This window comes from Thauera propionica, from assembly GCF_002245655.1.
GTDB classification, from domain to species: Bacteria; Pseudomonadota; Gammaproteobacteria; order Burkholderiales; family Rhodocyclaceae; genus Thauera; species Thauera propionica.
In genome coordinates, this window is the sequence record NZ_NOIH01000049.1 from 1 (window position 1) to 10,586 (window position 10,586).

Sequence of the window (10,586 nt, forward strand, 5' to 3'; positions counted from 1 at the left end):
ACGAACAGCCGGTTGTCTTTGGCCGAACGCCCTCTATCGCCGGGTTTGCCGGGTAGAAGCCCTTCGATTGTCTGCCACTGTTCATCTGTCAGCACCATCCGAAGCATCCTGATCTCCGCCCAAAGATCAGGATGTAAACACAAATCAGCAAATGTGAACAGCCCCTAGGAAAATAAGATCATGAGCGACTGGGATTTTCTTTACGAGATGAATGAGCGCGGATACAGCGCGGAGGAGATAGCCGATGCTGCCGGCTCCGGCGCTGCGCCTTGGGAATGGGAATACATAGATAGGGCATGGGTGGATTCTCAGCTTGAAGATGAGACGGACGCGCCTTTTAAAAGCAGAGATGGATTCCCCTTAAGTACACTTGAGCAAACAGAGATATTTCACGATCTAATCGATTGCGCCATACGGCATTTTGAGAATACGGGCAGGTACTTGCAGATTTGGGGGGAGTTGGGGGAGATCTACGCTGAGATAAAGTTCGGTCTTCGTCGTCATGGGACACACACGGCCGGTTCTGACGGAACAATTGACGGAAAGCTTGTTGAGGTGAAAACCATCTCGCCTGAGAAAGCCAGCGACCTAGTGCTGGTAAAGAGCCAAGGAGACTTTGAGCAATTGCTTATCGTTAGAATTGATCGTAATTTCCAATTCAAAGGCAAGCTCTTTGATAGAGAGGTACTAAAAGGAGTTGGTGGAAAATTCCTAAGAGGGCGACTCAACGATGACATGAGCACTGCCTAGCGGGGGCACAATTTCGCTCCGTCTGGTTGCTGGACGCTGCGTAGCAGGGTCACAGCGGCCCGCTCTACTTTAAGCGGCAGATTTCTTCGACGGTGAGCGGCGGCAGTGGGTCGGGTCGAGACAGACGGGGGCCGTCGGCCTTGCCGCATCACTGGCGAAGGTCTCGGTCCGGCCGAGGCTGTGTCAAAACGCGCTTGCGACCTGTGGCGGTGGGAAAAGATGCTCGCAACGCCCACGCAGCGTCGCTTCCCGTGGGAGACGGCGCCCTTCTAGCAGCCAGATCGTGGTCATCAGTGGGCAATTCCTCATCCGATCTACCGACTATTCGGGTTTTTACACACCCTCGGCCGAGGCTGTGTAAAAACGTGAGAAGCCGGCAAGTCAGTTGAGAGATTTCCCACTAAGGGCCTCTTTTTCTCGCATGAAAGACGACGATGCCCCACTGCAACCAACCACTTTTCGCCTTTGCGACCATTTCTCCCCACTACGGCAAGCCGTGCGCGCGTTTTTACACAGTCTCGGCCAGAAGCTGTCACGAACTTGTCCGAAGGCCTTCGCCGTTCACTGGTTGCTTACCTTAGTCCTGCCGATCTTGTGCAGTTTAAGGAAACCATACGTCCTTTCCGGGCGAATCACGTTCGCTGTCATCTCCAGCGCCGAGCCCATGCTCTCGCCACGTGGCCGCCGCACTTTCCTTAGCTCTGTCAGCATATTCGCTGACTGCTCGAGGTGAGCCAATGAGGATCTCGGGATTATCCATGGCGATTGCGAGCTTGACCATCGCCTCCACCTGCTCCTTGCTGGTGTCCACTGGGAACTCAATAGCCCTTCCATTGGCGCTCCTAATCGAGACCTTTTGAGCACCACGGCTGGCTAGGTATGCACAAACGCCGGTGATGGCTGCGCCCACCACGCCGGCGCCGGCTGCTATTAGAGCTACCGTGATTGTCCCATAGACCTCGCCCGGGCCTGGCTTCCGGCCTCGGTAAACGAAACTATGGCATTCCCCGGAAACGTAAAACCCCTCCAGCCCGATCTCCGCCGCGCTAGGCTCGAAGCCATCCACGTACCGGATGGTGATTCTTTCTGTGTGCGGCATAGGTGTCTCCGAGTTGAACCTGCCTGGAAGAGGTATCGGGCTAAAGAAATATTGGCGAAGCAGTTCTCGCAGCGGTGGGTGTAGCCTTCGGCAACGGGGTAACTGCTGTCGCTCCTTTCCCGTCGAGCCCTCCATATCTCGGGCAGTGCCCGAAGCATTGGAGAGGGCGGTCATATGTCCCATAGATTTGCCAGCAGGTACAAAGTTTCTCGCGAAGAAGCGGTTCGCTTGGGAAAGAGCCGGCAGCCTTCGCCTCATCGGGTGTGGATCGCAGTCATTGGGCGAACCGAGAAGACCAGGCGAGTCGCTTGATTCTTGAGCGAGCTGTTCGCGCGCGACATCACCGATAGTTCTATCACTGGAAGCATTGGAGTCCTGAGCTTCGCCAGCAATCCATAGGCATAGGTAGCACTTGCTGCATTGGATGCCGTTATACTGCACAAAGAGATTTCAGAACCCGCCCACCGGATTGGTCGTCCGGCGGGATGAAGTGGCGTAGCGGCCAGAAAAGGAGCTGACCTATGAGCACACCCCACCTTGGGGGCGCCAGTATTTCTGCGCGTACCCGTACCCCGTCCGTCGACCTCGCACGTCTCGCCGAACTACTGGCGAAGGCGCTTGATCCGGCTAGGACGCCGTCTTCAACCCTGTTTGACGCCGGCGCCAAACGTTTGGACGTTAATCTCGGCAGAGCGCTTCGCCTCCTGTTCAAGGAGCCCGGCTTCACGGATGACCTTTCCTTCGGGGACGACAAGGGATTCATCCGAGAACTGGAGATCCCGCCACGTGGGACGTCAGCTAAGGTGGGAGGTCGGCTTCTTCCTGGCAGTGAGGCTAAGGTCACGAGTGCGGTCGAGCGGTTGCACAACGCCATCTCGAAACACCTCGACGCGGCGTTGTCCTCGACCCATTTGCGGGAACTGGCGGAATCGAGTGCGGCAAAGGCGTTGAACGCTCTAGCTGAGAGCCTCAATGTTCGCTTACCAGAGTCTCCGCTGACTGCCAGTATGGTTCCCGTTGGGTTCGCGTCGTCTGACCGCAAGGTGGCCGAGCGCGAAAGGGATGTGGCCAGGTTGCTTTCGGCCGTCGAGCTAGTCGATGGCCGCGATTGGCTGGAGCGGTTGCTCGATGGAATTCGTAACCAACTCATCAACGAGGACTGGGACGAGGACGACATTGGGCCGATTCTTAAAACTGTTCGCGACCAGCGAGATCAGCCCGGAAGCCAGATTCGCCGTTTCTTGGATTTCCTTGACGACGAAGCTATGGCTCGGGTGCGCCTAATGGTTAGCTTCCGTCTGATGCAGTCTGTCGTGGCACATAGCGACAGGGCTGGTCTTCGGGCCTACGTCGAGCGTGTCCTCAGGTGCTTCGAGCTCTTTGGAAGCTCATCCGGCAGGTCGTTGCCGCTCGACGTGAGCATCACCTACGGCCAGCGCAGCAGCACAGACCTGTCAGACCATCTGCGGAAGGCCTTGTTTTACGGCTGCCTACCCGTGTGGGCTGAGTGGTCCGTGCAGTTGTTCGAGGCTCGAGTAGCCCCGGAGAAGGGCGTTGCAACCAAGCGGGAGGTTTCGTACCGGTTCCGGGTCAATGGCAACAACCCGGAATCCGGGAAGCCTGCTTTCGTGACGCGCCTTGACCGACTTGAGGAACGGCTGTTCGCTGAGGAACGACGCGGCGCGAACCACACTAAGGCCATCGCTGAGGTGGTGTTCCTGTGGCTGGTCATTCCGAGTTCGATTGATGCCCCCTTGGCTGAGGCCCTTGAGACACAGGCCGATGCGATTGCCGCTCAACTTAAGGCTGACCCGGAGGGAACAGTGCGGCGCTTGATTGGTGAGCTGCGTAGTCGAGAGAAGGTCATGGACCAGATTGCGCAGGCCTTGGTTAGAGTGCTCCAGACCAAGTCGGCCAAGCTTGTGGACGATGCAAACCGGACCGCTGACAAGTTCTATGTCGCTGTTCACCGTGGCATGGTGGACTGGGCAGTTGTCCGCTCGATGGCGTCCCGCAATGCCGAAATTTTGGTCAAGAACGATTCAGGCCAGGACAGCATCACGTGGTTCCAGCATTTAACGATCACTGAGAACCCTGCAGAGGTACGGGGGCTGGCGTCCTATCCGGTGGAGACGCGCCTCATGGAGCGGTCAATTTCGCCTACTGGCAATCGGCGGGAAGTCCGGATGGTTCGAGACTTGACGCAGCCCATCCTACCCGTCCATCTCGTTCCGTATCGCGCTGGTAAGTCAGCCGATGGTACCGAGACATGGGCGCCGAACGACGCACTTGCAGCGACCTTTGATGCCGGCTGTGGCGTGCGCTTTCAGTACGATGAGCGGTCGTTGACGCTCACCAAGAGCGCCAAGAACGAGGAAAAGGCCAAGGTCGAGCAATTACGCGCAAGCGCCTGCGCGGCATTCGCGCTCGTGGGCTACCTGACGCTTTGGGAGTTGGTCCGGCGCTTGCAGGCGGATGGACACTCCACAGACCTCGCGGTGCATTTGATTCGCCTTCAAGCCAAGGGTAAGGAGACTCAGCCGGAGGAGGGTACGTCGGCTGTCTACGCGGCGTGCCAGGCCATCGAGCGAGCGCTCTCGCGAGAGTTGCTCGTGAAGATGCAGGGGTTCAACACCCAAGGTGAGGTTCGGACAGCCGAGTTCAGGAAGAAGAATTCCCTTCTCGCGCTTCAGGCTGGCTTCCCGATTCACACAGCGGTGGGTGGGGCTTTGGACAGGGTGGCAGTCATTTCCTATGTGACTCGCCCGTGCGATGTGCATCCACTCTATCCTGATGCTGACGGGTTCCTGTTCATTTCCCGGTCCTTCCGTGCGGACCGCGACAGCGAGGGGATGATGAAGGTATGCGTGGACCGCATGCAGTCGCGGCTCGTCGAAAGTCGAAAGGCGTTCCGTGAACCCCAACTCATCCTTGAGGAAATCGCACGCCTCCGCTCCGATGGGTACAGGCACGTCGTATTGCTTTCGCATCACTTCGGCAACCGGCACATCGGTCGGGCTGCGGAGCGTCACGCGCCACACAGTACCCACGAGTTCCTCGAGTCGGTGGCGACCAAGTTTCCGGACGTCCTCGTCTATTCGCTGAGGCGAGACGTCTTTCCCGCGACGCGGCTCCACACCCGATCCGCGAGTGAGAGCGCGTTTGAAGTGTCCACATTCACCGACCATCAGCGGATGTACGAGCAGTCCGAACGCGACCTGCTGCGCGGCCTGCAGCCGGTCTACACGTTCGCGACCCTGGCGGTTGTCTCTGAGGGGGGGCGGCCGCAGTCAGGCTTCTGCACCTACTTCTACGACGTTGAGCAGCGCCTTTCAAACGTGGAATGGAGTGAGGCAATCCGCCAGAACATCCTCGGCACAACCCCCGACGGAAAGGCGGCGCGCGAGACCATCCTGGGTGTGCTCCGGGCGCTCCACTTCCTCGAGAGTGAGCGTGCTGCAACAAGACACCAAGTGCTCCCGGTACTCGACCCCTTCGGCTGGGTGGCGCCGACTACCACTGCGGCGGCCGGCGAACTGCAGGTTATGGAGCGTCGAGGTAAGGGCAATGTCCTCCTCTCGTTCCCGGCTCTCCTAGCTCACGTCACTAAGGTGCTCCACAAGGACCGAGAGGCTGCCTGATGGATGGACTTACTTTCCAGGAGCAGTCGGTTGTCTGGGGGCAAGCGTTTGAGATCCTGGTCAAGCGCGGCGTCCTAGGCTGTCTTGCGGATTGGAAGCTCATCGACCTGGAGTCCGAGCATCTGTCGCCTTGGCGGAACACCAAGGTTTCGACCATTCATAGGGCTGTCATTCGCGAACTTCAGGTCATTGACGAGACCTTGAAGGAGCAGCTTCATTCGGCGTTGCAGAACATGGCAGCGGTTTCCTATGGGCTCGGATACACCGCAATGCGGGAGTACCTCCGCAAGCTCGACCGGCCTCTCGGCAATGGTGACCTCTCTGTGCGCGCCCTCTGGTGCCCGCTGTCCATGCCTGGAGGAAACGACTTCGAGGCAGAGCGCGAGCTGCTATGTGGAGGGATTCACCAGACTCTTGGGCTCGGTGGGTTTGTTGACCCTGCCCTTGCGGACAAGGGGATGCCGGCTAGGGCCGACTTCCTCCTCTGGTTGTCGGGCTCTCACAAAGAGGACCACCTCCTTGTTCAAGAATATTCGTACGACATGCTGGCGGAGCAGGGTGATTTTCTTGAGGAAAATGCCCACCTAGGGGCCCTGCTACGGTACCGGCGCTTGGTGGACTCCCGTAGTGTGTTCGCCCGCGTCTCCGCGGAGGTCGAGGAGGAGAGGTTCGAGCTCTCGGACGATATCAAGACGCATCTGAATGCACTGACCTCGGACAACAAACCGTTCTACAAGCTGTGCCAAGCGTCTGGTTACGCAGAGTCGACGGTTCGCGTGTTGGAGCGCCATGGCCTGCTCAGGAAGCCCAGCATCGTGAGGGCACTCGCCATCACCCCGAATGGCCTTGAGAGTCTGGCGGCAAGGTTCGTTCCGACCGAGACTAAGGATCCGCGCTTCGCACTGATGCAGCAGATGGGGTTCGCCTATCGGCAGGTGGCGAAGACAGTTGATGGAGACATGGAGCGGCTGGCCGTCGAGGTGGAATCCGTTTTCCAGCAGCTTGTCGGCCGACTTCCCCGGGACCTTAGACGCGGGCTGAAGGGACTGAAGGAATCACCGAAGCCTGGCGAGGACTACTGCCTCGACTTTGAGGAGGTGGTACCAGAGTTTGCGAACCCCATGCAGAAGTACTCGAAAGAGGACGCCTTGTCTCTCGTCCCCGACCATCAGGACCTTGAGGATTACTTCGGCAGGCCGGCGGCGACCGCACTCAAGGAGGCATTGGAGGAGCTCAAACCAGGTCATCAACGAGTCGCCCTACGCGATATTCACGCGGCGGCTGTAGTGGCTGGAATGGAGGCTGCGCGACCGGGTAGGGTTAATGTCCTTGCACTCGAGGGAAACCCGGGTATCGGCAAGACAACTGCGGTCACGCGTTATCTTGCGAAGCAGCAGTCGGGGTACCTGTTTGTGTACGTGAGTCCCCGGGTGGTCATCAATCGGGATGTCACCGAAAAACTTGCCCGGAAGAATGGGGCACCATCCGGCATCCTTACTGTGACCACCAACGCACAGATCATCTCTGCTGCGGAGCGGTACCACCGCACACTGGTCGAGAGAGGGGTAGACGAGAGGCGCAAGGTTGACGGGGCTGTGGTGGTCGATGGCGTGGCGGACCTTGTCAAGCCGAAGGGAAGTGTGCTGCTCCTCACCCCGGAAGACGAGCAAGAGATTGAGGCGAAGCACGCGGGCTCGCGGCTCGGCAAGATGACGCTCTCCGAGAACGAGGACATGGTCGAGGAGCGCCCATTGATGGGAGTGCTTTCGGCCATGTCCGCGACGACGCGCGAGTTGCTTGCCGTGAATCCGGGAGTGAACCGCGCGGTCCTCACGGCAGCCCTTCAAGGGTTCCGCGAAAAGGGGAATGGTAGGAACACCATCCAGGCCTTGGAGAAGCTCTTCTGCGAGGCCGGCGAGAAAGGCCGAATGCGGAAGGCTGGGATTGAGGAGCGACGCGAGTTCGCAAAACGGATGCCGACAATCGTCGTGATGGTCGACGAGTTGGCCGGGGATGGCGCCGGTGCCCCCTTTGTGCATGCCGTGGCGACCTGGTTGAGAGAGGAATTCATAGACCCATTTGCGGGAGAGAGCAGCCCCTTCACGATTGTTCTTGTCGTCTCCGACGCCTCGCTCGGTAATGAGGTCGTTCTGGATCGGTACCTCAACGCGGGGGACAGGACGCCTGACAAGGTCCTGGTCTCGAAGTCCCGAGGCAAGAAGCATTTCGATCTCAAGGTTTCGAAGGTGCGTGTGGGTGCCGGGAAACCAAAGGTTCTCCACGTGATGACGAACAGCTATCCGGCCAGTTCGCTCAGCATTCGGTACAAGGTGAACCTGTCGGCCGTCCGGATTCAAGAGAGGCAACCCGGCCTTCTCGAGACCCCGCGCCAAGCCATTCGCAGGGCTGCGGATGAGGCACTGGTGGTGAGTGCGGCCAACGAGATCAAGGGTGCCGTCGCCAGTGGGGCGCAGCAGGTTATCTATTTTGCGCAGGATAAGCTGTTCCTACGCTCCCTGCGTGGTGCGCTCTCGGCCGAGGCCGACCTCGGGCTAAACGACAAGAACGTCCAAATTCTCGACTCGTCGGTGCCGGCCTCTTGGCGCAAGAAGCTCGTCGAGGAGGAGACCAGGGATCGAGTTAAGGTCTTCCTCATGACGTCATCAGGGGCACGGGGTGTCTCATTTCCTCGCACGGATGTCATCATCGCGGCGGTGCCTCGGTTTAACGTCGAATCGGCCCTCATGGAAATCGCCCAACTCATTTACCGCGGTCGTGGCAGTTACCACGACGAGAGCGGAATCGAGGTGTCCGGCGATGGGGTGCCGCGCAAGCTCGTGATGCTGATCGATGATTTCCTGGTGCATGAGGAAGACTTGGACCGCCGGCAGTGGCTGCGGCAGTCACTTGACCTGATGACCCTGTTGGTGATGCTGCGCGCCACGATTTTCACCCGTATCACGGGCGATGCTGGCTTGCGTCAGAGCCTGGCGTTGGTGCCCGTGGGAAGCGTGGGCGTGGACGAACTGCTGAGTCTCATGTCGCAGTACGTCACCCAGTTCCTGGCGGAGGCCGACACCTACGTGAAGGGTAGCGGCAGCAAGGAGCTAGCTGGGTTGGTGAGCAAGGCACGTACCAACTGTTATGAGCTGTTCGGACGGTTCCGGTTGCAGGCGACCGCCAAGCGGGATGCGGACGGCTGCTCGTTCGTGAAGGAGCGGGATGCCAGGGAGTATTTCGAGCAAGCGAGCGGGCCGATTGCCATGTTGCTCCCTGATGGCGAGGGGCGCCCGAAGATTGCTGATCACATGTACTTCGCTGGCCCGATGGCCATCGAAAGCTGGGCGCAGTTCGACAAGCGCGAGGTGTTCGCATTCGAGGGACAACTCACTAGGGTGGAGCAGATGACCCGCCAGCTCTACGGTCAGCTTAAGGAGATCGACGCCACCGAGGCCCTTCCGGGTAGCTTACGGATCCCCGCGGCGAATCTATTCCGACTGCTCGCGAGGGAGAAGTTTGGCGCCGCAACCGAGTTCAACACGCTCAAGGAATTGCGCTCCCCCAACACGTGGATTGCCGTTCCCGCCGCCTACCCACAGTTCTTGCGGCCGGTCGGTAGTCACGACGAACAGCCTCGACCCTTGATGGAGCCTGAACTGTGGCGGGATGGTCTAGGCCGTGCTTTATCGGCGAGTGCCGCTGTAATGCCAGCGATACCACGATATGAGGGGTTCCCGTGGGTCGCGGGTGTCGGGCAGACTAACCCTTTGAAGTTTGATGTGGTGTTCGATGACCGATACTTCATGGCCTCGAACGAGTTGAACTTGCTGAACACACTTCTGTTGTGTGACACCCGCGTGTGACGCAACGGTGGTGCGGGCCGACAGCCAGCGCGTTTCACGCGGTGATTGGTGGCGGCAGGTAGGGGGGGCGGGCTCTCACCAAGGACATCAGCTGTGAAATTATTCACAGCTGGCTTCGGGTAAGTGCCGAGTTAGGTTGGTTCCGGTTCGTGCAACTACGGTCTAAATCGTAAGTTTTAGACGATAATGACGTTCTCACAACACACAGGAACACTGGTAATGCCTTATTTCATCGTCACAATGGAAGGTGGTGTTTTTGAGAAGTTGATTGTCGAAGCTGATCATGAGGTACAAGCGTACGAGACTGCAGACGACATCTCCGGCTGCGCCGATCTGGGCGAGCCTGTCGACATGAGCGCTACGCTGGCAGAAGAGGTCATCGGACAGCCCTATCCGATTTTTAGCCGGGCATCTGTTGATGCGATGTGGTTGAAAAGGGAGCAGGACCACGAGGGGCGTTGACCCGCTGCAAAGGATTGCCGTGTGTTGAGCTAAGTATCATTGGAGGCCTCTCTCCGCCTTCCTCGGTCACGCACCGTATGCGGGGTTTCATGGAAAGAGCCTGCGTTACGCGGGCTCATCATGTCTTGTCACTCGCGGGGGGCAATCAGTTCCGGGCCCTCAACGCGAACTTTTCCGACTGCGGTCGCCAGAGGATGCATTCGAAGCATTGCGTTCGGGCGTGGCACCAGGAGTAGCCGAACGAGCTCAGTGTTGTCGTCCTTGATCCGCCAGCGTGCAGATCTTCAGGCAGCACGTCCAATGGCACTCGGTCGTGCAACCGCAGCATCGCGTTGTTCACCTGTAAGCGCCCGGCGAACCGGTCTTGCCGTTTCGCTCAGGCGCAGACGACCGGCTGCCAGCGGCGCGGCAACAACTCGCCGATCTTGCTGTAGGGCTGCGTCGGCAGGAGTTCGAGCACATCCTTCAGGTACGCACAGGGTTTGTGGCCATTGAGCCGCGCGGACTGAATCAGGCTCAGGATCGCAGCCGCGTGCTGGCCTGCGCGCAGGCTCCCCGCGAACAGCCAGTTCTTGCGCTTATGCAAAGGTTGGCATAAGCGCAACTATGCGCGGTCGTCGATTATGCAAGCCCTTCGGCCTCGAGTGCGGTCCTCTACGGAGGGTCGCGTGCTCTGCTTTGCATAATTTCAGAGGCTTTCGAGGAACTTGAGGACGGCGTCAGTCGGACGATAGCGTTGGCGTTTCCCCGCCCCGGGCGGCGCGATGGTGG

Annotated in this window: 5 protein-coding genes and 1 pseudogene; 4 read left to right on the top strand and 2 right to left on the bottom strand. The window is 59.0% G+C overall.

The features are described from left to right. The first annotated feature begins 180 nt into the window (after positions 1-180). Positions 181-750 carry a hypothetical protein gene (locus CGK74_RS18510; protein WP_094269830.1) on the top strand — a complete coding sequence of 190 codons (570 nt, stop codon included), beginning with the start codon at positions 181-183 and terminating at the stop codon, positions 748-750. Positions 751-1,351: 601 nt separating this feature from the next. On the opposite strand, the gene CGK74_RS18515 is transcribed toward CGK74_RS18510, so the two are convergent. Next, the gene (locus tag CGK74_RS18515) at positions 1,352-1,849 is read right to left on the bottom strand and encodes an effector-associated constant component EACC1 (protein WP_094269831.1); all 498 of its coding nucleotides are present in this window, start codon (positions 1,847-1,849) and stop codon (positions 1,352-1,354) included. Between the two features lie 521 nt (positions 1,850-2,370). Here CGK74_RS18515 and CGK74_RS18520 point away from each other — a divergent pair. The 3 genes from CGK74_RS18520 to CGK74_RS18530 all read left to right on the top strand — a co-directional run bounded on the left by CGK74_RS18520 (position 2,371) and on the right by CGK74_RS18530 (position 9,815). Beyond that, positions 2,371-5,490 (top strand): hypothetical protein, encoded by a 3,120-nt coding sequence (locus CGK74_RS18520; protein WP_133091968.1) that lies wholly within the window; start codon positions 2,371-2,373, stop codon positions 5,488-5,490. Beyond that, positions 5,490-9,353 (top strand): hypothetical protein, encoded by a 3,864-nt coding sequence (locus tag CGK74_RS18525; protein ID WP_094269833.1) that lies wholly within the window; start codon positions 5,490-5,492, stop codon positions 9,351-9,353. The genes CGK74_RS18520 and CGK74_RS18525 overlap by 1 nt, the downstream gene beginning before the upstream one ends. 219 nt (positions 9,354-9,572) lie before the next feature. Further along, on the top strand, positions 9,573-9,815 hold the full coding sequence (locus tag CGK74_RS18530; protein ID WP_094269834.1) for a hypothetical protein: 243 nt from the start codon (positions 9,573-9,575) through the stop codon (positions 9,813-9,815). Between the two features lie 376 nt (positions 9,816-10,191). Here the strand turns inward: CGK74_RS18530 and CGK74_RS18535 are convergent. Beyond that, a pseudogene (locus tag CGK74_RS18535) lies at positions 10,192-10,392 on the bottom strand (transposase domain-containing protein); the annotation flags it as partial. Positions 10,393-10,586 lie beyond the last annotated feature (194 nt).

Excerpts from the sequence above, each read along its gene's own strand:
- CGK74_RS18530 (WP_094269834.1), top strand. The coding sequence starts at position 9,573 with ATGCCTTATTTCATCGTCACAATGGAAGGTGGTGTTTTTGAGAAGTTG.
- CGK74_RS18520 (WP_133091968.1), top strand. The coding sequence starts at position 2,371 with ATGAGCACACCCCACCTTGGGGGCGCCAGTATTTCTGCGCGTACCCGT.
- CGK74_RS18510 (WP_094269830.1), top strand. The coding sequence starts at position 181 with ATGAGCGACTGGGATTTTCTTTACGAGATGAATGAGCGCGGATACAGC.
- CGK74_RS18525 (WP_094269833.1), top strand. The coding sequence starts at position 5,490 with ATGGATGGACTTACTTTCCAGGAGCAGTCGGTTGTCTGGGGGCAAGCG.
- CGK74_RS18515 (WP_094269831.1), bottom strand. The coding sequence starts at position 1,849 with ATGCCGCACACAGAAAGAATCACCATCCGGTACGTGGATGGCTTCGAG.